The sequence below is a fragment of the Pseudomonas petroselini genome, assembly GCF_045037875.1.
Taxonomy (GTDB): domain Bacteria; phylum Pseudomonadota; class Gammaproteobacteria; order Pseudomonadales; family Pseudomonadaceae; genus Aquipseudomonas; species Aquipseudomonas petroselini.
The window spans coordinates 2,186,584-2,206,491 of record NZ_CP173614.1 but is presented as its reverse complement, the minus strand read 5'-3'; the positions used below and the strand labels follow the sequence as shown (position 1 = coordinate 2,206,491).

17 protein-coding genes are annotated in these 19,908 nt (G+C 61.4%); 11 read left to right on the top strand and 6 right to left on the bottom strand.

The features are described 5' to 3' along the window. Positions 1–32 precede the first annotated feature (32 nt). Together ACI512_RS10240 and ACI512_RS10235 are read left to right on the top strand one after the other, a co-directional pair. On the top strand, positions 33–1,238 hold the full coding sequence (locus tag ACI512_RS10240; protein WP_064054958.1) for an aminotransferase class V-fold PLP-dependent enzyme: 1,206 nt from the start codon (positions 33–35) through the stop codon (positions 1,236–1,238). Further along, positions 1,235–1,648 (top strand): SufE family protein, encoded by a 414-nt coding sequence (locus tag ACI512_RS10235; protein ID WP_236378934.1) that lies wholly within the window; start codon positions 1,235–1,237, stop codon positions 1,646–1,648. The genes ACI512_RS10240 and ACI512_RS10235 overlap by 4 nt, the downstream gene beginning before the upstream one ends. Positions 1,649–1,702: 54 nt before the next feature. Here ACI512_RS10235 and tcdA read toward each other — a convergent pair whose 3' ends face one another. Further along, entirely contained in the window at positions 1,703–2,512 is an 810-nt protein-coding gene (gene tcdA, locus ACI512_RS10230) for a tRNA cyclic N6-threonylcarbamoyladenosine(37) synthase TcdA (RefSeq protein WP_046036662.1), read from the bottom strand. A 217-nt stretch (positions 2,513–2,729) separates the two neighbouring features. Here tcdA and ACI512_RS10225 point away from each other — a divergent pair, with 217 nt between their 5' ends. The 4 genes from ACI512_RS10225 (at position 2,730) to ACI512_RS10210 (ending at position 7,951) form a co-directional block, all read left to right on the top strand. Beyond that, complete coding sequence (locus ACI512_RS10225) at positions 2,730–5,321, top strand: glycosyltransferase (protein WP_012722585.1); 2,592 nt, start codon at positions 2,730–2,732, stop codon at positions 5,319–5,321. 237 nt (positions 5,322–5,558) lie between these two features. After that, on the top strand, positions 5,559–6,710 hold the full coding sequence (gene dapE, locus ACI512_RS10220; protein ID WP_046036633.1) for a succinyl-diaminopimelate desuccinylase: 1,152 nt from the start codon (positions 5,559–5,561) through the stop codon (positions 6,708–6,710). After that, positions 6,710–7,519, top strand: a complete 810-nt coding sequence (locus ACI512_RS10215; protein ID WP_236378912.1) for a putative RNA methyltransferase — start codon at positions 6,710–6,712, stop codon at positions 7,517–7,519. Before dapE ends, ACI512_RS10215 begins: the two co-directional genes overlap by 1 nt. 54 nt (positions 7,520–7,573) lie before the next feature. Beyond that, positions 7,574–7,951, top strand: a complete 378-nt coding sequence (locus tag ACI512_RS10210; protein ID WP_012722582.1) for a hypothetical protein — start codon at positions 7,574–7,576, stop codon at positions 7,949–7,951. 194 nt (positions 7,952–8,145) lie between these two features. Here ACI512_RS10210 and ACI512_RS10205 read toward each other — a convergent pair whose 3' ends face one another. Further along, on the bottom strand, positions 8,146–8,355 hold the full coding sequence (locus tag ACI512_RS10205) for a cold-shock protein (RefSeq protein WP_003219353.1): 210 nt from the start codon (positions 8,353–8,355) through the stop codon (positions 8,146–8,148). 180 nt (positions 8,356–8,535) lie between these two features. On the opposite strand from ACI512_RS10205, the gene plsB reads away from it, so the two are divergent. Genes plsB through ACI512_RS10190 form a run of 3 tightly spaced genes read left to right on the top strand, consistent with a single transcriptional unit; the run spans position 8,536 to position 12,238 of the window. Continuing rightward, complete coding sequence (plsB, locus tag ACI512_RS10200; RefSeq protein WP_236378910.1) at positions 8,536–11,055, top strand: glycerol-3-phosphate 1-O-acyltransferase PlsB; 2,520 nt, start codon at positions 8,536–8,538, stop codon at positions 11,053–11,055. A 51-nt stretch (positions 11,056–11,106) separates the two neighbouring features. Then, complete coding sequence (locus tag ACI512_RS10195; protein ID WP_043204895.1) at positions 11,107–11,508, top strand: YbaY family lipoprotein; 402 nt, start codon at positions 11,107–11,109, stop codon at positions 11,506–11,508. Positions 11,509–11,548: 40 nt separating this feature from the next. Then, positions 11,549–12,238, top strand: a complete 690-nt coding sequence (locus tag ACI512_RS10190) for a DUF4197 domain-containing protein (RefSeq protein WP_012722579.1) — start codon at positions 11,549–11,551, stop codon at positions 12,236–12,238. A gap of 435 nt (positions 12,239–12,673) precedes the next feature. Here ACI512_RS10190 and ACI512_RS10185 read toward each other — a convergent pair whose 3' ends face one another. After that, positions 12,674–15,739 (bottom strand): efflux RND transporter permease subunit, encoded by a 3,066-nt coding sequence (locus ACI512_RS10185; RefSeq protein ID WP_012722577.1) that lies wholly within the window; start codon positions 15,737–15,739, stop codon positions 12,674–12,676. Between the two features lie 6 nt (positions 15,740–15,745). Further along, the gene (locus ACI512_RS10180; protein ID WP_231809250.1) at positions 15,746–16,846 is read right to left on the bottom strand and encodes an efflux RND transporter periplasmic adaptor subunit; all 1,101 of its coding nucleotides are present in this window, start codon (positions 16,844–16,846) and stop codon (positions 15,746–15,748) included. 94 nt (positions 16,847–16,940) lie between these two features. On the opposite strand from ACI512_RS10180, the gene ACI512_RS10175 reads away from it, so the two are divergent. Continuing rightward, the gene (locus ACI512_RS10175; RefSeq protein WP_231809249.1) at positions 16,941–17,576 is read left to right on the top strand and encodes a TetR/AcrR family transcriptional regulator; all 636 of its coding nucleotides are present in this window, start codon (positions 16,941–16,943) and stop codon (positions 17,574–17,576) included. A 130-nt stretch (positions 17,577–17,706) separates the two neighbouring features. Here ACI512_RS10175 and ACI512_RS10170 read toward each other — a convergent pair whose 3' ends face one another. Further along, positions 17,707–18,489: a class I SAM-dependent methyltransferase gene (locus ACI512_RS10170; RefSeq protein WP_236378908.1), complete on the bottom strand. Its 783-nt coding sequence runs from the start codon at positions 18,487–18,489 to the stop codon at positions 17,707–17,709. Between the two features lie 96 nt (positions 18,490–18,585). Between ACI512_RS10170 and ACI512_RS10165 the strand changes: the two genes are divergently transcribed. After that, the gene (locus ACI512_RS10165) at positions 18,586–19,206 is read left to right on the top strand and encodes an energy transducer TonB (RefSeq protein WP_231809247.1); all 621 of its coding nucleotides are present in this window, start codon (positions 18,586–18,588) and stop codon (positions 19,204–19,206) included. Between the two features lie 3 nt (positions 19,207–19,209). Here ACI512_RS10165 and ACI512_RS10160 read toward each other — a convergent pair whose 3' ends face one another. Continuing rightward, the gene (locus ACI512_RS10160) at positions 19,210–19,908 is read right to left on the bottom strand and encodes an extensin family protein (protein WP_064054951.1); all 699 of its coding nucleotides are present in this window, start codon (positions 19,906–19,908) and stop codon (positions 19,210–19,212) included.

Genomic DNA, 19,908 nt, shown 5'->3' with positions numbered 1-19,908 from the left:
CCTGGGGCTCGCTTATACGAGTCTTGAACACCATGCTAGTGCCCTCCCCCTGGCGCGCCGATTTCCCGGCCATCGCCACGCTGCAACGGCAAGACCAGACTTACCTGGACAACGCCGCCACCACGCAAAAACCCCAGGCCCTGTTGGATGCCATCAGCCATTACTACGCCAATGGCGCAGCCAATGTGCACCGTGCCCAGCATTTGCCAGGCGCCCATGCGACGCAAGCCTTCGAAGACAGTCGCAGCAAGGTCGCGCAGTGGTTGAATGCAGGCGACAGCGGGCAGATCGTGTTCACCCACGGCGCGACCTCAGCGCTGAACCTCTTGGCCTATGGCCTAGAGCACTTATTCAATGCGGGCGATGAGATTGTCATCAGTGCCCTGGAACACCACGCCAACCTGCTGCCCTGGCAGCAACTGGCCAAACGTCGCGCCGCCACGCTGGTGGTGCTGCCGCTGAACGATGATGGCGTGATCGACCTGCCGGCCGCCGCCGAGCTGATCGGCCCACGCACACGCCTGCTGGCGGTGAGCCAGTTGTCCAACGTGCTCGGCGCCTGGCAGCCGCTGGAGGCCCTGCTGGCGCTCGCCCAGCCACACGGCACCCTGACGGTGGTCGATGGCGCCCAGGGCATCGTCCATGGCCGTCACGACGTGCAGGCTTTGGGCTGCGATTTCTATGTGTTTTCCAGCCACAAGCTGTATGGCCCGGATGGCGTCGGCGTGCTGTTCGGGCGCAACGAAGCCTTGCATCACCTGCGCCACTGGCAGTTTGGCGGCGAGATGGTGCAACAGGCGGACTACCACAGCGCCAGCTTCCGCCCGGCACCGTTGGGTTTCGAGGCGGGCACCCCGCCGATTGCCAGTGTGATCGGCCTGGGCGCCAGCCTGGATTACCTGGGTTCGCTGGACCAGCCCGCGATCGTCGCCCATGAAGCGGCGCTGCATGACTACCTGTTGCGTGGCCTCAAAGCGCGCAATGGCGTGCGCGTGCTGGGGTCACCGCAGGTCGCGCTGGTCAGTTTTGTCGTCGATGGCGTGCACAACGCGGACCTCGCGCACCTGCTCACCGAGCAAGGCATTGCCGTACGCGCCGGTCATCACTGCGCAATGCCGCTGCTCAAGGCGATGCACTTATCGGGGGCGATCCGTGTGTCCCTGGCGCTGTATAACGACTCCGATGACCTGGAGCGCTTCTTTGAAGCGCTGGACCAGGCGCTGGAAATGCTGCGATGAGCCTGCCGGTAGAGGCCGTTGCCGCGCTGGAGGCTTTTCAGGCCGTGGGCAGTTGGGAGCAGCGCGCGCGGATGCTGATGCAATGGGGCGAGCGGCTGCCAGCATTGGCGGATGAAGATAAGACCGAGGCCAACCTGGTGCAGGGCTGTGAAAGCCTGGTGTGGTTGGTGGGGCGTTTGGAGGACGGTCGTTGGCGGTTTGCTGCGAGCAGCGATGCACGGATGATTCGCGGATTGGTGGCGCTGCTGCTGGCGCGGGTCAATGGGCTTTCTGCTGCCGAGCTACTGGCCGTGGACCTGCCCGACTGGTTCAATCAATTGGGGCTTTCCAGTCAACTCTCACCCTCGCGCAGCAATGGCCTCAACGCGGTCCTGCAACGCATGCGCGAACTCAGCCATACACAGAGCTAAATGTGGGAGGGGGCAAGCCCCCTCCCACATTTGAATTGTGTAGGGTTCCGAGATTTAAGTGGGCTTGACCCGCTCCGACGGCCGGCGCACTCCGGCAACAATCTTGTCCACCGCCTTGGTCGCCGCCACCATGCCGAACGTGGCGGTCACCATCATCACCGCGCCAAACCCACCGGCGCAGTCCAGCTTCACCCCGTCCCCGACGAAACTCTTCTGCAAACAAATGCTGCCATCCGGCTTGGGATAGCGCAGTTGTTCGGTGGAAAACACGCACGGCACGCTGTAATGGCGGGTCACGGTGCGGGAGAAACCATAGTCGCGGCGCAAAGTGGAGCGCACTTTCGACGCCAGCGGGTCGTTGAAGGTACGGTTCAGGTCGCAGACCTGGATCAGCGTCGGGTCGATCTGCCCGCCCGCGCCGCCGGTGGTGATGATCTGGATCTTGCGGCGCTTGCACCAGGCGATCAGTGCCGCCTTGGCGTTGACCGCGTCGATGCAGTCGATCACGCAGTCGATGTTGGGGGTGATGTACTCGGCCATAGTGTCGCGGGTCACGAAGTCCGCCACCGCATGCACCGTGCAATCCGGGTTGATCGCGCGCAGGCGCTCAGCCATCACTTCGACCTTGGGTTTACCGACGGTGCTGTCCAGCGCGTGCAACTGGCGGTTGCTGTTGCTGACGCAGACGTCATCCAGGTCAAACAGCGAAATCTCGCCCACCCCGCAACGGGCCATGGCTTCCGCCGCCCACGAGCCCACGCCGCCGACGCCGACAATCGCCACATGGGCCGCTTTCAAGCGTTCCAAGCCTTCAATGCCATACAAGCGGGCGACGCCTGCAAACCGCGGATCTTCTGTACTCATGACCATTACCCCAAAAACCGGCGCGCATTATGGGCTACGCAGCGGCAAGTTTTAAGCTACAAGTTACAAGTAAAGAACTTAGATGTACTTTCGCTGCCCAATGTCCGGTTTTTCTCGGCTTGCTGTACGGTCAGGGAAGGGCCGGTGTAGGATGCGCGCCGTTCGGCGTAGGCCGACACCTCTTTTCGTTCCACACCCTTTGGAACCCGAAATAGCCATGGCATCGCGTAAATTTGGACTCAACCTAGTGATAGTGCTGGCAATTGCCGCGCTATTCAGCGGTTTCTGGGCGCTGATCAACCGCCCGGTCACTGCCCCCAACTGGCCTGAACAGATCTCCGGTTTTTCCTACTCGCCGTTCCAGCAAGGCCAGTACCCACAGAAAGACCAGTACCCGACCGACGACCAGATGCGTCGCGACCTCGAGATCATGAGCAAGCTGACGGACAACATCCGTACCTACTCGGTCGACGGCACGCTGGGGGATATCCCCAAGCTGGCCGAGGAGTTCGGCCTGCGTGTGACGCTAGGGATCTGGATCAGCCCGGATCTTGAGCGCAACGAGCGAGAAATCCAGCGCGCCATCGAAATCGCCAACAGCTCGCGCAGTGTGGTGCGGGTAGTGGTCGGTAACGAAGCCCTGTTCCGTGAGGAAATCACCCCTGAAGCGCTGATTGTGCTGCTCGACAGGGTCCGCGCCGCCGTGAAAGTGCCGGTGACGACGTCCGAGCAATGGCACATCTGGGAAAAGAACCCGCAACTGGCCAAGCACGTCGACCTGATCGCCGCGCACATCCTGCCGTTCTGGGAATACATTCCGATGGACAAGGCCGGCCAGTACGTACTCGACCGCGCCAGGGACCTGAAGAAACTGTTCCCGAAAAAGCCGTTGCTGCTGTCGGAAGTGGGCTGGCCGAGTAATGGCCGCATGCGCGGTGGCAATGAAACGTCGCCTGCCGACCAGGCGATTTATCTGCGCACACTGGTGAACAAGCTCAATCGCCAGGGTTTCAACTACTTCGTGATCGAGGCGTTCGATCAGCCGTGGAAAGTCAGTGACGAAGGCTCGGCCGGCGCTTATTGGGGTGTATACAACGCTGCGCGCCAGCAGAAATTCAACTTTGACGGGCCGGTGGTGGCGATTCCGCAATGGCGCGTGCTGGCCATCGGTTCGGTGGTGCTCGCGCTGCTGTCCCTGACCCTGCTGATGATCGATGGCTCATCCCTGCGCCAGCGTGGCCGCACCTTCCTGACCTTTATCGCGTTTCTCTGCGGTTCGGTGCTGGTGTGGATCGGCTACGACTACAGCCAGCAATACAGCACCTGGTTCAGTGTCACCGTGGGGATCCTCCTGGCCCTTGGCGCCCTCGGCGTGTTTATCGTGTTGCTGACCGAAGCCCACGAACTGGCGGAAGCGGTATGGACCCACAAGCGCCGGCGTGAATTCCTACCCGTGGAGGGAGATTCGGACTACCGCCCGAAAGTGTCGATCCATGTGCCGTGCTACAACGAGCCGCCGGAGATGGTCAAACAGACCCTCGACGCCTTGGCCGCCCTCGATTACCCGGATTACGAAGTCCTGATTATCGACAACAACACCAAGGACCCGGCCGTGTGGGAGCCGGTACGCGACTACTGCGAAACCCTCGGCCCGCGCTTCAAGTTCTTCCACGTCGCGCCGCTGGCGGGTTTCAAGGGTGGTGCATTGAACTACCTGATCCCGCACACCGCCAAGGACGCCGAAGTGATCGCGGTGATCGACTCGGATTACTGCGTGTCGCCGAACTGGCTCAAACACATGGTGCCGCACTTCGCCGACCCGAAAATCGCCGTGGTGCAGTCGCCGCAGGATTACCGCGACCAGAACGAAAGCACCTTCAAGAAGCTCTGCTACGCGGAATACAAAGGCTTCTTCCATATCGGCATGGTGACGCGCAATGACCGTGACGCGATCATCCAGCACGGCACCATGACCATGACCCGTCGCTCGGTGCTCGAAGAACTGGGCTGGGCCGACTGGTGCATCTGCGAAGATGCCGAACTGGGCCTACGCGTGTTCGAGAAAGGCCTGTCGGCGGCGTATTACCACGACAGCTACGGCAAGGGCCTGATGCCGGATACCTTTATCGACTTCAAGAAACAGCGTTTCCGCTGGGCCTACGGGGCGATCCAGATCATCAAGCGCCACACCGCGAGCCTGTTGCGTGGCAAGGGCACCGAGCTGACCCGTGGCCAGCGCTACCACTTCCTCGCGGGCTGGTTGCCGTGGGTGGCGGACGGCATGAACATCTTCTTCACCGTGGGCGCCCTGTTGTGGTCGGCGGCGATGATCATCGTGCCGACGCGGGTGGACCCGCCGTTGCTGATTTTCGCGATTCCGCCATTGGCGCTGTTTGTGTTCAAGGTCGGCAAAATCATCTTCCTCTACCGCCGTGCGGTAGGCGTGAACTTGAAGGATGCCTTCTGCGCAGCCCTGGCCGGTCTGGCGTTATCCCACACCATCGCCAAAGCGGTGCTGTATGGCTTCTTCACCACCAGCATTCCGTTCTTTCGTACACCGAAAAACGCGGATAACCACGGCTTCTGGGTCGCGATTTCCGAAGCCCGCGAAGAGATGTTCATCATGCTGCTGTTGTGGGGCGCGGCGCTGGGGATCTACCTGGTGCAGGGCCTGCCCAGCAATGACATCCGCTTCTGGGTGGTGATGCTGCTGGTCCAGTCGCTGCCGTATGTGGCGGCGCTGGTCATGGCTTTCCTGTCGTCGCTGCCGAAACCGGCGCCGAAGGTCGAGCTGGCAACCGCTGAGTAAAAACTTGCGCAATGCACTAAACGGCGGCCTCTGGCCGCCGTTTTGCTATAAGATAACGGCCGTTTTATGAGTCTTGGCCCAGGCCAATGCTTTGTGTGGGAGGTGGCTTGCCCCCGATGGCGGTGGGCCAGTCAACAGATGCAGTGACTGACACTCAGCCATCGAGGGCAAGCCCCCTCCCACACTGAATCTACGCCCCTTACGTCCTGCGCCCATCACATGCTTCCGGAGTTTCCCATGACGGCCCATGCCGACCTTTCGCCGACCCTTCAACTCGCTATCGACCTGATCCGTCGCCCCTCAGTGACGCCGATCGACGCCGATTGCCAGAAGCTGATGATGCAGCGCCTGGGCGACGCCGGTTTTGCGCTCGAGCCGATGCGCATCGAAGACGTGGACAACTTCTGGGCCACCCATGGCAAGCATGAAGGTCCGGTGCTGTGCTTCGCCGGCCACACCGACGTGGTGCCGACCGGCCCGGTGCAAGCCTGGCAGAACGACCCGTTCGACGCGTTGATCGACGAAAACGGCATGCTCTGCGGGCGTGGCGCGGCGGACATGAAAGGCAGCCTGGCGGCGATGCTGGTGGCGGCCGAGCGCTTTGTCAGCGACTACCCGGACCACAAGGGCTCGGTCGCCTTCCTGATCACCAGCGATGAAGAAGGCCCGGCGCACCACGGCACCAAAGCCGTGATCGAACGCCTGGCCGCACGCAAGGAGCGTCTGGACTGGTGCATCGTCGGCGAGCCGTCAAGCACCACCCTGGTGGGGGATGTGGTCAAGAACGGCCGTCGTGGTTCCCTCGGCGCGACCCTGACCGTACGCGGTGTACAGGGCCACGTGGCGTACCCGCACCTGGCGAAGAACCCGATCCACTTGGCTGCACCGGCCCTGGCGGAACTGGCTGCCGAGCACTGGGATGACGGCAACAGCTTCTTCCCGCCCACCAGTTTCCAGATCTCCAACCTCAATTCCGGCACCGGCGCGACCAACGTGATCCCCGGCGACCTGACAGCGGTGTTCAACTTCCGCTTTTCCACCGAATCCACCGTTGAAGGCTTGCAACAACGGGTGGCCGAGATTCTCGACAAACATGGCCTGGACTGGCACGTGGAGTGGGCGTTGTCGGGCCTGCCCTTCCTCACCGAACCGGGCGCGTTGCTGGATGCGGTGTCGGCGAGCATCAAGGCGATCACCGGGCGTGAGACCCAGGCGTCCACCAGCGGCGGTACCTCCGATGGACGTTTCATCGCGACCCTCGGCACCCAGGTGGTCGAGCTGGGCCCGGTCAACGCAACGATCCATCAGGTCAATGAGCGCATCCTGGCCAGCGATCTCGATGTGCTGACCGAAATCTACTACCAGACCCTGATCAAGTTGCTCGCCTGATGCTGGCCTGCCCCATTTGCAGCGCGCCGCTCAATGCGGTGGACAATGGCGTGGCGTGCCCGGCCGGACACCGTTTCGACCGCGCGCGCCAGGGTTACCTGAACCTGTTGCCGGTACAACACAAGAACAGCCGCGACCCCGGCGATAACCTAGCCATGGTCGAGGCGCGCCGCGACTTTCTCAACGCCGGGCACTACGCCCCGGTGGCCAAGCGTCTGGCTGAACTGGCCGCCGAACGTGCGCCGCAGCGCTGGGTGGACATCGGTTGTGGCGAGGGTTACTACACCGCGCAAATCGCCGAAGCCCTGCCTCACGCCGATGGCTACGCGCTGGATATCTCCAAGGAAGCGGTCAAACGCGCTTGCAAGCGCAACCCGGCACTGACTTGGTTGATCGCCAGCATGGCCCGTGTGCCGTTGGCCTCAGGCAGTTGCCAGTTTCTCGCCAGCGTTTTCAGCCCATTGGATTGGGAAGAGGCCAAGCGCCTGCTCAGCCCCGGCGGCGGTTTGATGAAGGTCGGCCCTACCGCCGGCCACCTGATGGAACTGCGCGAGCGTTTGTACGACGAAGTGCGCGACTACACCGACGACAAGCACCTGGCCCTGGTGCCGGACGGCATGAGCCTGGCGCACAGCGAAACACTGGAATTCGCCCTGAGCCTGGCCGAACCCCAGGACCGTGCCAACCTGCTGGCGATGACACCCCACGGCTGGCGCGCCAGTGCCGATCGCCGCGCCGACGTGATCGAGGCGGCCGAGCCGCTGCTGGTCACGGTATCGATGCGCTACGACTATTTCGTGCTTCAATAACAGACTTTCCAGTATCCGCGAATGGATTTTCGAATCCCGCAACGAGGAACATCCATGCGCCAACCCGATATAGAGATTTACCTGAAGGACGCCGACGTCGACTACAAGGCCATCGCGGCCTGGCTCGGCGCCGCCCTGGGCCCCTGCACCGACTGGGTCCAGAAGGGCCAGACCTACAAGTGCAAGGCCGGCAACGTACCCGTTACCTGGCTGCCGAAAGCTGTAGGCAAATGGAACAGCCTGTACCTGGAAAGCGACCAGACGCCGTGGGACGACGACATCGCCTGTGCCCGCGCAGCCTTTGCCGCGCTGAACGTCGAAGTGCGTTGCGCACCGGGCACCTGGGTTGAGGAAGAAGGTGAAGAAAGCGCTGACACCTGGATTCGCATCAGTGAAGACGGTGAAGAGCAGATCACCTGGAAAACCGCATAATCCTGAAAATAGGTGGGAAGTGCTTGTGTGGTGAGCGGGCTTGCCCCGCGCTGGGCTGCGTAGCAGCCCCAACAAGAACGCCGCGTCGTGTCACGCACTCCGCGGCGTAATGTTTTAGGGCCGCTTCGCAGCCCAGCGCGGGGCAAGCCCGCTCACCACAGCAAGCCCCTTGCCACATCTGCACAGCGGTGGGCTTACAGCCCCACCACATCCTCCGCCTGCAACCCCTTCTCGCCAGTCACCACGGCGTACTCCACCTGCTGGCCCTCGGCCAGGGAACGATGGCCCTCACCGCGAATGGCGCGGTAGTGCACAAACACATCCTTGCCGTCTTCACGCTGGATAAAGCCATAGCCCTTTGCGTCATTGAACCACTTCACATTACCGGTTTCGCGCGTTGCCATCTGTTCACTCCCACCTGATTGTTATTGTTGAGTCGGTCGCGTTGAACTGCCGAGTATAAGACAGGCTCAAAAACGTTCAACTCAAGTTTACATCGCTGCTTTTTTGCCGATTTTCGGTGAATACGGCACACTACCCGCCCGAGCGCCTGCTCGGTTTTTTCCACTTGAAGCAGCACGCCTATGACCCGCTCTCCGTTCCGCCGTCTAGTGTTTGGCACCTTGCGCCGACTGTTGTACCTCTGGGTTCGCTCAGAGACGATCAACCAGTCGTCCTTAACCCTTAACCTGGACCGCAGCCGGCCGGTGTTCTACGTCCTGCAATCGCCCTCCCTAAGCGAATTGGCCGTGGTCGATGCCGAGTGCACCAAGGCCGGCCTGCCGCGCCCGGTGCTGCCGGTATCGGTCGGCCCGTTGATGGAACCGGCGGCGTTCTTCTACCTCACGCCGGAACCGGACTGGCTCGGACGCCAGGACAAGCGCGGCGCACCACCGACCCTGACCCGCCTGGTCAATACCCTCAGCGAGCACGCCGAAGAGAATGCACAAATCATTCCGGTCAGCGTGTTCTGGGGGCAGTCGCCGGAGAGCGAGTCCAGCCCGTGGAAGCTGCTGTTTGCCGACAGCTGGGCGGTCACCGGGCGTCTACGCCGCCTGTTGAGCATCCTGATCCTGGGCCGCAAGACCCGCGTGCAATTCTCCGCGCCTATCAACCTGCGTGAATTGATCGAGCACAATAAAGGGCACGAACGCACCGTGCGCATGGCCCAGCGCATCTTGCGTGTGCACTTTCGTAACCTGAAGACCGCCGTGATCGGCCCCGACTTGTCACACCGGCGCAACCTGGTGAAGGGCCTGGTCAACATGCCGCTGGTGCGCCAGGCCATTGCCGACGAAGCCGAACGGGAAAAGATCACCCCGGAAAAAGCCAAGGCCCAGGCCCTGCGCTACGGCAACGAAATCGCCTCGGACTACACCTACACGGCGATCCGCTTCCTCGAAGTGGTGCTGAGCTGGTTCTGGAACAAGATCTACGACGGCATCAAGGTCAATAACATCGAGGGTGTGCAAAAGGTTGCCCAGGGCTACGAGGTGATCTACGTGCCCTGCCACCGCAGCCATATCGATTACCTGTTGCTCTCGTATTTGCTGTTCAAGAATGGCCTGACCCCACCGCACATCGCCGCCGGGATCAACCTGAACATGCCGGTGATCGGCAGCCTGCTGCGCCGTGGCGGTGCGTTTTTCATGCGCCGCACCTTCAAGGGCAACCCGCTGTACACCTCGGTGTTCAACGAGTACCTGCACACCTTGTTCACCAAAGGCTTCCCGGTGGAGTACTTCGTCGAAGGCGGACGCTCACGCACCGGGCGCATGCTGCAGCCGAAGACCGGGATGCTGGCGATTACACTGCGCAGTTTCCTGCGCTCTTCGCGCATGCCCATCGTGTTTGTGCCGGTGTACATCGGCTACGAGCGCGTACTCGAAGGCCGCACCTACCTGGGCGAGCTACGTGGCGCAAGCAAGAAGAAAGAGTCGATCTTCGATATTTTCAAAGTGGTTAGCGCGCTCAAGCAGCGCTTCGGCCAGGTCGCCGTCAATTTCGGCGAGCCGATCAAGCTGGCTGAATTCCTCGACGCCGAGCAACCGGACTGGCGCTCCCAGGAGCTGGGCCCGAACTACAAACCCGCCTGGCTGAATGAAACCACCAACCGCCTCGGCGAACAGGTGGCGCGCCACTTGAACGAAGCTGCGGCAGTGAACCCGGTGAACCTGGTGGCGCTGGCATTGCTGTCCACCACGCGCCTGGCCCTCGACGAACAAGCCATGGCGCGCCAGTTGGATTTGTACCTGGCGCTGCTGCGCCGCGTGCCCTACTCGCCCCACACCACCTTGCCCGAGGGCGATGGCCTGGCGCTGATCAAGCACGTCAAGGACATGGACCTGCTGTCGGAACAGAGTGATGCGCTGGGTAAGATTTTGTACCTGGACGAGCAGAATGCCGTCCTCATGACCTACTACCGTAACAACGTGCTGCACATTTTTGCGCTGCCGGCGCTGCTGGCCAGTTTCTTCCAAAGCAGCTCGCGGATGAGCCGCGATCAGATCCTGCGCTATACCCATGCGCTGTACCCGTACCTGCAATCGGAGCTGTTTATCCGCTGGTCGCTGGACGAGCTGGACACCGTGGTCGACCAATGGCTGGAAGCCTTTGTCGAGCAAGGCCTGCTGCGTTTCGAGAACAACGTGTACCTGCGCCCCGCGCCGAGCTCGCGGCACTTTGTGCTGCTGACGCTGCTGTCCAAGACTGTCGCCCAGACCCTGCAACGCTTCTACATGGCGATTTCGCTGCTGCTCAACAGCGGCCAGAACAGCATCAGCGCCGAAGAGTTGGAAGACCTGTGCACGATCATGGCCCAACGCCTGTCGATCCTGCATGGCCTCAACGCCCCGGAATTCTTCGACAAGAGCCTTTTCCGACATTTCATCCAGACCTTACTGGAGCAAGATGTGCTGCGCCGCGACGAAGCCGGTAAGTTGAGCTACCACGACCTGCTCGGCGAACTGGCCGAAGGCGCGGCCAAGCGCGTGTTACCGGCGGAGATTCGCCTGTCGATCCGTCAGGTCGCCTTGCATCGCGTGGATGGGGCCGCCGAAGCCTCGGTCGAACCGCAACCGCCAAAACCTGAAGAAAGCCGCTAGATTTAAGCAGGCGCCGGATGGAATCCGGCGCCGTTGAAAAGGAGCTGCACCTTGAAAAAGATCATCCTCCTGGGCCTTACCGCCCTGCTCGGAGCCTGCCAATCCATGACGCCCGCGCCCAAGGCCAGCCTCGACGGCGAAGTCTTCTACCTGCAACGTATCGCCCTGCCGCCGGCCGCGACCTTGAGCGTCAGCCTGCAAGACGTGTCCCTGGCGGATGCACCCGCCGTGACCCTCGCCGAGCAGAAAGGCCCGGTCAAAGGCCAAGTGCCGCTGCCCTTCCACCTGAGCTACGACCCCGCGCAAGTCAAACCCGGCCACAGTTATTCGGTGAGCGCTCGCATCGAACTGGATGGCAAGCTACTGTTTATCACCACCGAACGGTACTCCGTGCAGCTCAATGGCCAGGACCCACACCCCCTGCGCCTGCGCGTCGACGCTGTAGCCCACTGAGTCGTCTCTAGAACATAAGCCCTATTAAAAGGAAGCGCCCATGCTCCGTAACTCCCTTCGCTTTACTGCCCTGTGTGCTGGTTTGTTGCTCGGTGCCAACGCCATGGCCCTGGACTTGAGCAGCCTGTCCCAGGGTGACGCCAGCGGCGGCCTCAAGGACGCCCTGACGCAAGGCGCGCAGATCGCCGTGAAGCAACTGGGCGTACCCGGTGGTTTCAGCAACAACCCGGAAGTGAAGATCGGCCTGCCTGGCAAGCTGGGCAAAGTGGCCGACAAACTGAAAATGTTCGGCATGGGTGACCAGGTCACCCAGCTGGAAACCAGTATGAACAAGGCCGCCGAAACCGCCGTGACCCAGGCCCAGCCGATCCTGGTCAACGCCGTCAAGAACATGAGTGTGACTGACGCCAAGGGCATCCTCAGCGGCGGCCAGGATTCCGCCACCCAGTACCTGAACAAAAGCAGTCGCGAGGCCATCCGCGCCAAGTTCCTGCCGATCGTCAAGGCCGCTACCGACAAGGTCGGCGTGGCTCAGCAGTACAATGCCCTGGCCGGTAAAGCCGCAGCCTTTGGTGCGGTGGATGCCAAGAGCGCCAACGTCGAAAACTACGTGACCGAGCAGGCGCTGGACGGGTTGTTCAAGATGATTGCGAAGCAGGAAGAAACCATCCGTGAGAACCCAGCGGCTGCCGCGACCAGCCTGGCGAAGAAAGTCTTCGGCGCCCTGTAAGCTCGCGCTCTGAGCCCGGACAGGTGGGGGAGGCTCACCTGCCCGGATTCAAGCAGTTCTGGCGTAATTAGAAGAACTTCCCTATACCAAGACCACCGAAGGCGATCATGCCCAAGGGCATGACACCGAAGCCTATTGCCGCGCCGCTCTTGGGCTTGCAAGGGTCTTCAGGCTTATTGCAGGAAGGGGGTTTGGAGCAAGGGGGTTTAGGCTTGGCAGGCGCACAGGAGTTGCTGCCGCAGCCGGGCTTCCAAGCATTAAAATTAATACCTATTTTCATAAATACTCCTTGAATCATCAGATTTATGCTTCCGCCGACAAGGATAAAACCCTGGCGGCAAAAGACCTGGCAATCAGGTAATTCATGAGTGGCCCCTCGCCGAATAAACGTTCCTGGCTCCGTAATACCTTTGTGAATATCCCTACGACAAGGTTTTACACGACCTGCGGTTTGACCCGGAACCATGCCGCGTACAACGCCGGCAAAAACAACAGCGTCAACGCCGTGGCCACAATCAACCCGCCCATGATCGCCACGGCCATTGGCCCGAAAAACACGCTGCGCGACAACGGAATCATCGCCAGTACGGCCGCCAGGGCTGTCAGCACAATCGGGCGGAAACGTCGGACGGTGGCTTCAATAATCGCCTGCCAGGGTGCCAGTCCCGCCTTGATGTCCTGTTCGATCTGGTCAACCAGGATCACCGAGTTACGCATGATCATCCCCGACAGTGCGATGGTTCCCAGCATGGCCACGAAGCCGAAAGGCTGACGGAATACCAGCAGGAACAATGTCACACCGATCAGTCCCAGCGGGGCAGTCAGAAACACCATGGCGGTGCGCGAGAAACTGCGCAGTTGCAGCATCAGCAGGGTCAGCACCACCACAATGAACAAGGGCACACCGGCCTTGACCGAATTCTGGCCACGGGCAGAGTCCTCGACCGTACCGCCGACATCCAGCAAGTAGCCATCCGGTAGCTCCGCGCGTACGCCTTCGAGGGTCGGCAGGATCTGTTGGACTAACGTCGCCGGTTGTTCCTTGCCATAGATATCCGCGCGAACCGTCACGGTGGGCAAGCGGTTGCGGTGCCAGATGACGCCCTCTTCGAAGCCGTATTCGAGGGTGGCGATCTGCGACAGCGCTACGCTTTTACCATTGTCGGTAGGCACGGCCAGGCTTGGCAGCAGCGACAGTTCAGTGCGCTCGTGCACGGTGCCGCGCAAGAGGATTTCGATCAACTCGTTGTCCTCGCGGTATTGGCTGACGGTGGAACCGGTCAACGAACTCTGCAGGAATTTCGACAGGTTGGCGGTGCTCACACCGAGGGCACGGGCGCGGTCCTGGTCGATGTTGAGGTAGACGATCTTGCTCGGTTCTTCCCAGTCCAGGTGCACGTTGACCACATGGGTATTTTCGCGAACCTTGGCCGCAACCTTACGTGCGAGGGCGCGGACCTCTTCGATATGTTCGCCGGTCACGCGAAACTGCACTGGATAGCCTACAGGTGGGCCGTTTTCCAGGCGTGTGACACGTGAACGCAGGTCGGGGAATTGTTCGTTGAGCGTTTCGATCAACCAGGTGCGCAGGGTTTCGCGCTCCTCGATGGTTTTGGCCAATACCACAAACTGGGCGAAGCTGGTGGCCGGCAGCTGTTGATCCAGCGGCAGGTAGAAACGCGGCGAGCCTGTGCCGACGTAGGCCACGTAGTTATCGATACCGGCGTGATCCTTGAGCAAGGCTTCCAGGCGCTTGACCTGGTCGGCGGTATTGCTCAGGGAGGCGCCCTCGGCCAGCTTCAGGTCGACCATCAACTCCAGGCGGCCGGAAGCCGGGAAGAACTGCTGTGGCACAAAACGAAACAGCGCGACCGAGCCGATAAACAGCAGCAGCGTCAGGACGATTACGGTTTTGCGTCGCCGTACGCACCACTCCACCCAGCGTCTTACACGTTGATAGAACGGTGTTCCGTAGGGATCAGGGCCATCAGTGCCGTGCTTGGCCGCATGAATTTTCGCCAGGTCCGGCAGGAGTTTTTCCCCCAGATAAGGCACAAACACCACGGCGGCGACCCACGAGGCCAACAACGCGATGGTTACTACCTGGAAGATCGAACGCGTGTATTCACCGGTGCTCGATTGCGCAGTGGCAATCGGCAGGAATCCGGCGGCGGTGATCAATGTACCGGTGAGCATCGGGAACGCCGTGCTGGTCCAGGCGAAACTCGCGGCTTTGAGTCGGTCGTAACCCTGCTCCATTTTGATCGCCATCATTTCCACTGCAATGATGGCATCGTCCACCAGCAGGCCTAACGCCAACACCAGGGCGCCGAGGGAAATCTTGTGCAGGCCGATCCCGAGGTAATACATGGTGGCAAAGGTCATCGCCAGCACCAGCGGAATCGCCAGGGCTACCACCATGCCGGTGCGCACGCCGAGGGAGAAGAAACTCACCAGCAACACGATGGCCAGCGCTTCGGCCAGTACCTGCACAAATTCACCGACGCTGGTTTTCACTGCCGCCGGCTGGTCCGAGACCTTGCGCAGCTCCATGCCCGCAGGAAGGTTCTTCTGCAAGCGTGCGAATTCGACTTCCAAGGCTTTGCCCAAGACCAGGATATCGCCGCCGTCACGCATGGCGACGGCCAGGCCGATGGCGTCTTCGCCCATGTAGCGCATGCGCGGGGCCGGTGGGTCGTTGAAGCCACGGTGGATGTCGGCCACATCGCCGATACGGAAGGTGCGGTCACCCACACGAATCGGAAAGCTGCGGATCTCTTCAACGGTCTTGAAATTGCCCGATACCCGAAGTTGCACACGCTCGCTCGGGGTTTCAAAGAAACCCGCCGTCGAGACCGCATTCTGTTCCTGCAAAGCCTGCTGCACCGCCGCCAGGGGTAAACCGAGGGTGGCGAGCTTGAGGTTGGACAGTTCGATCCAGATCTTCTCATCCTGCAGGCCGAGCAACTCGACCTTGCCCACATCCGGCACCCGCTGCAGTTGAATCTGGATACGGTCGGCGTAGTCCTTGAGCACGGCGTAGTCAAAGCCATCGCCGGTCAGCGCGTAGATGTTGCCGAAGGTGGTGCCGAATTCATCATTGAAAAACGGCCCCTGGATGTCCGGCGGCAACGTCTGGCGGATGTCGCTGATCTTCTTGCGCACCTGGTACCACAGCTCGGGGATCTGCGCCGAATGCAGGGAGTCGCGCGCTATAAAGGTCACCTGGGATTCACCGGGGCGCGAGAAAGAGACGATGCGCTCGTACTCACCGGTCTCCATCAGTTTCTTTTCAATACGCTCGGTGACTTGCCGCGAGACTTCCTGGGCTGTAGCGCCCGGCCAATTGGTCTTGATCACCATGGCCTTGAAGGTGAACGGCGGGTCTTCGCTTTGCCCCAACTTGGAGTAGGACAAAGTACCGACCACTGCCAGCAGAATCATCAGGAACAGTACGATCTGGCGATTACGCAACGCCCATTCGGAAAGATTGAAACCCATCGGGGACTACTCCTTGGCCGCCAGATTCACCACGCGGTTGGCGCGATCCACCGGGCGCACTTGCTGGCCTTCGTGGAGCACATGCACACCGGCGGCAATGACCCAATCGGTCGGGCTCAAGCCTTCCAGTACCGGGACGGTTTTTTCACCAAAGGCGCCAATACGGACCGGCACGCGTTTGAGGGTGTTGTCGGGCTGTACGCGCCAGACGTAGGACGCACCGTTCTCCGCACTGAGGGCAGAGAGCGGCACCGACAACGGAATAACGCCGTCAGCCTGTATGAATACGCGGGCGCTCTGGCCCAGTTCCGCCGGCACCTTGCCGCCGGTAAACGCCACGCGGGCCGCGAATGTGCGCGACTTCGGATCGGCCGCCGGTGACAGCTCGCGAATACGCCCGCTGAAGCGCTGGTCGGGCTGGCTCCACAGCTCGACCGACACCGGCTGGCCGATCTTGAAGCGACCAAAACCTTGCTCGGGCAGGCTGATCAGCACTTCGCGCTCGCCATCGGTGGCCAGGGTGAACACCGTCTGGCCGGCAGACACCACCTGGCCGACTTCGACCGCGCGCTTGGCTACCACACCGTCCTGGGGTGCGCGCAGCACGGCGTAGCCAGCCTGGTTGCTGGCCACGTCAAACTCGGCCTTGATCTGCTTGAGGCGTGCTTCACCGGATCTATAGAGGTTTTCAGAATTGTCGTACTGGGAACGGCTGACCATCTGACGGTCCATCAGGGTCTTGTAGCGATCGCGCTCGGCACGCACCAGGCTCAGGTTGGCCTCGGCGGCGGCGACTTGGGCACGGGTCGCTTCGAGTTGCAGGCGCACGTCCTGAGGGTCGAGCTCCGCCAGCGCCTGGTTGGCCTTGACCCGTTCGCCCTCCTCCACCAGCCGCTTACTGACTTTGCCGCCAATGCGAAACGCCAGGTCCGGCTCATAGCGTGCGCGCACTTCGCCGGGGTAGCTGTCCATCGACTGCGCAGAAGGCTGTGGCTGCACCACCATGGCCGGCCGGATGGTGGTCTGGGTCGCTTCTTCATGGCCACAGGCGGCCAATAGGAGGACCAGACTGGCAGGCAACGCAAAGGGCAGGAAAATGCTGCGCATGCTGTAGGACCTTTTCGCTAATGGAGCTAGGAATAATTATACTGGCGGGTATGTTATTAATACCAAACTCACCAGTCCAGTATTAAAGGTGAAAATGTCCGACAATCCTGTAAACACCAATAGCCCCGGGCGTCCCAAGGACATGGCAAAACGCCAGGCAATCCTTGAAGCCGCGAAAATCCTGTTTTTGAGCAATGGCTACGCCAGTACCAGCATGGATGCCGTTGCACTGGAAGCGGGCGTGTCGAAACTGACCGTCTACAGTCATTTCAACGATAAAGAGACGTTATTCACCGCCGCCGTAGTGGCCAAGTGCGAAGAACAACTGCCGGTGATGTACTTCGAGCTGCCCGTGGGTGTGCCCGTAGAGACTGTGTTGCTGAACATCGCGCGAGGGTTCCATCGCCTGATCAACAGCGAAGAGTCGGTCAACCTGCATCGCCTGATGATGACCACCGGCAATCAAGACGTGAAACTCTCACAGATTTTCTTCGAGGCCGGCCCCATGCGCATGTTGCAAGGCATGGAGCGCTTGCTGAGCAAGATCGACCAGAGCGGCGCGCTGAGCATCGACAAACCGTTTACCGCAGCCGAGCACTTCTTCTGCCTGCTCAAAGGCACGGCGAACTTTTGCTTGCTGTATGGCTGCGGCGGTCAACTGAGCGAAGAAGCCGCCGAAGAACATGTACAGGAGGTGGTGGGGTTGTTTATGCGGGCGTACAGGCCTTAAAGCCTCGTTGCATGGACGGGCCTCATCGCTGGCAATCCAGCTCCCACATTTTGATCGCTGGGCAACAGGTAAATAGCGGTCGGCTGTAAGGCCGCCAGCGGGAGCAAGCTCCCTCGCCACAGGTCCACGATCAAGGCTTGAGCGCTTTCTTCGGGTAGATGTCATACCGACTGGACTTGCCATCCAGCGCATGACTTGGCTTGGGCCCGTCAATGCACGGCGCTTTGCGCGGGCGCTTGACCACCACACGGTGGCTGGCCAGGGCCAACGCGGCAGCCAACAGCGCCGGGGCGTCCGGATCATCCCCCACCAACGGCCGGAACAGGCGCATCTCCTTCTTCACCAGCGCAGTTTTCTCACGGTGCGGGAACATCGGGTCAAGGTAGATCACCTGGGGCGGCTCACCTTCCCAATTGCGCATCACGTCGATGGAGTTGCCCTTGAGCAACTGCATGCGCGCCACGATCGGCGCCACCTCAAAATCATCCGCGCCACGCGCCAACCCATCTTCAAGCAACGCGCCGATCAGCGGCTGGCGCTCGATCAAACTCATCTCGCAGCCCAGGCTGGCCAGCACGAACGCGTCCTTGCCCAGGCCGGCCGTGGCGTCCAGCACCCGTGGACGCACGCCTTGGGCAATGCCCACGGCCTTGGCGATCATCTGCCCGCTGCCACCACCGTACAGGCGCCGATGCGCCGCTCCGCCTTCGACAAAGTCCACCCGCACCGGCCCAGGCGCGTCAGGCCCAAGCTGTTGCAACTGCAGGCCATGTTCGCCGACTTGCAGGGAAAAGTCCGCATCCGCCACCTGCAACGGCAGCCCCAACAGTGACGCCCACTGCTCGGCACGGGCCTTGAAACCGTCGCCCAAGGCCTCGACCTGGATGCGGCTGGCCGCTGGTTGTTCGCTCATCAATCGCTACGCTCAAAAATATTAAGGATCGGCAACTACCGGCCGATAAAAACAACAGTCAGGTATTTTGCCAGAGCTGAGCGTCGACCGAGAAAAATGTCAGACATTCTTCCCCTAACCATCGGTGTACTGCCGACCCACAACCACTACGGCCTGCGCAATACCCAAGCGCTGGCCGGGGTGAGCCATGTGTGGCAGGACTTCTTCGCCCGGGCATTGGCCGAACAGCTTGGCGATACGCCGGACGCGCTCGCGGTGCAGGCGTCTGCGCCGGCAGACCCCGCGGTAGAACCGAGTGCTGGCGCCGACCTGTTGTCGCAGATCCTCACGCAGCGTGGGTGTGACGTGAAAGACACCGAAATCGCGCCGCCGGAGCCGCTGTTCCTGCCGATCGCCGAGTTCGAGACCGACTTGCTGCCACCCGCCGCCACACCGTTCCCGGAAGAAGAAATCGTCGCCCAGCAACGCCAGCAGAACTTCGAAAGCGGTTGGGTCCGCCCAATCGTACTGACCGCTGGCCAAGCGCTGCCGGAGCCAGGCCCGGCACCGGAGCCACGCCCACTGCACCTGCCCATCGCCGAATTCGAGTTGGACCTGCTGCCACCGGCCGCCACGCCGTATCCGACCGAAGAACTGGTCGCGCAACAGAAAGCCCTGGACTTCGATTACTACTGGGCACGCCCGCTGGTCACCCACAACCTGCGCCTGGCCGCCTGACACTCAGCGACACACCCACCAACGCCCCATATCCAGATGGAAATGGTTGCGGTGCGCGGCGTTGTAGTCCGGGCTCAGCACCACATTGAAATCATCACAGGCGCTATCGCGTACCTGGCGCAAGAACCGCGCATTATCGCCCTCCCCCGGCCAATCCTTGAGCACGCTGATACTGCGCCCATCCGCCAGACGAAAGCCGGCAATGTCCAGCGCATTGGCCGACGCATGCTGGCTCAGTCGCCCCTCGGCACGGTTATACATATTGCGGCAGGCAAAGCTGCCCAGGTGATCGACCCGTGTCACCGCCTGACCGAATACCGCCTGGGCCGCCGGTTGCAGGCTGTGCCGCTCGAACAGGGCGAAGGCCACCGCCAGTGGGCAACTGGCGAGGAAGCTGCTGCTCAGCCCGACCGCTGCGCCCTGGACGCGCAAGCTATTACGCAAGGGGCAAGCGGCATCGGCGGGCGAGTCCGCCTGATGGCTGACGCGCAGGCCCGAGGTTTCCAGCACTTGATCGCACAGCGCCGGGTCATCCTGCAGGCGCCCCAGCTTGTAACGGGTCAGCAGGTTGGGGCTGGCACGTACGTCCAGCGGTGCCCAGGGGTTCCAATCGGCCGGTATTGGCACCCAGCCACGCCAGACGCCCACGGCAACGGCGCCCGCCAGGATCAGCAGCAAGCCCATCACGTTGAAAAAACGCAC

What these genes read in the sequence shown, in the direction of transcription:
- ACI512_RS10240 (WP_064054958.1), top strand. Translation starts at nt 33, where the DNA reads ATGCTAGTGCCCTCCCCCTGGCGCGCCGATTTCCCGGCCATCGCCACG.
- ACI512_RS10235 (WP_236378934.1), top strand. Translation starts at nt 1,235, where the DNA reads ATGAGCCTGCCGGTAGAGGCCGTTGCCGCGCTGGAGGCTTTTCAGGCC.
- tcdA (WP_046036662.1), bottom strand. Translation starts at nt 2,512, where the DNA reads ATGAGTACAGAAGATCCGCGGTTTGCAGGCGTCGCCCGCTTGTATGGC.
- ACI512_RS10225 (WP_012722585.1), top strand. Translation starts at nt 2,730, where the DNA reads ATGGCATCGCGTAAATTTGGACTCAACCTAGTGATAGTGCTGGCAATT.
- dapE (WP_046036633.1), top strand. Translation starts at nt 5,559, where the DNA reads ATGACGGCCCATGCCGACCTTTCGCCGACCCTTCAACTCGCTATCGAC.
- ACI512_RS10215 (WP_236378912.1), top strand. Translation starts at nt 6,710, where the DNA reads ATGCTGGCCTGCCCCATTTGCAGCGCGCCGCTCAATGCGGTGGACAAT.
- ACI512_RS10210 (WP_012722582.1), top strand. Translation starts at nt 7,574, where the DNA reads ATGCGCCAACCCGATATAGAGATTTACCTGAAGGACGCCGACGTCGAC.
- ACI512_RS10205 (WP_003219353.1), bottom strand. Translation starts at nt 8,355, where the DNA reads ATGGCAACGCGCGAAACCGGTAATGTGAAGTGGTTCAATGACGCAAAG.
- plsB (WP_236378910.1), top strand. Translation starts at nt 8,536, where the DNA reads ATGACCCGCTCTCCGTTCCGCCGTCTAGTGTTTGGCACCTTGCGCCGA.
- ACI512_RS10190 (WP_012722579.1), top strand. Translation starts at nt 11,549, where the DNA reads ATGCTCCGTAACTCCCTTCGCTTTACTGCCCTGTGTGCTGGTTTGTTG.
- ACI512_RS10185 (WP_012722577.1), bottom strand. Translation starts at nt 15,739, where the DNA reads ATGGGTTTCAATCTTTCCGAATGGGCGTTGCGTAATCGCCAGATCGTA.
- ACI512_RS10180 (WP_231809250.1), bottom strand. Translation starts at nt 16,846, where the DNA reads ATGCGCAGCATTTTCCTGCCCTTTGCGTTGCCTGCCAGTCTGGTCCTC.
- ACI512_RS10175 (WP_231809249.1), top strand. Translation starts at nt 16,941, where the DNA reads ATGTCCGACAATCCTGTAAACACCAATAGCCCCGGGCGTCCCAAGGAC.
- ACI512_RS10170 (WP_236378908.1), bottom strand. Translation starts at nt 18,489, where the DNA reads ATGAGCGAACAACCAGCGGCCAGCCGCATCCAGGTCGAGGCCTTGGGC.
- ACI512_RS10165 (WP_231809247.1), top strand. Translation starts at nt 18,586, where the DNA reads ATGTCAGACATTCTTCCCCTAACCATCGGTGTACTGCCGACCCACAAC.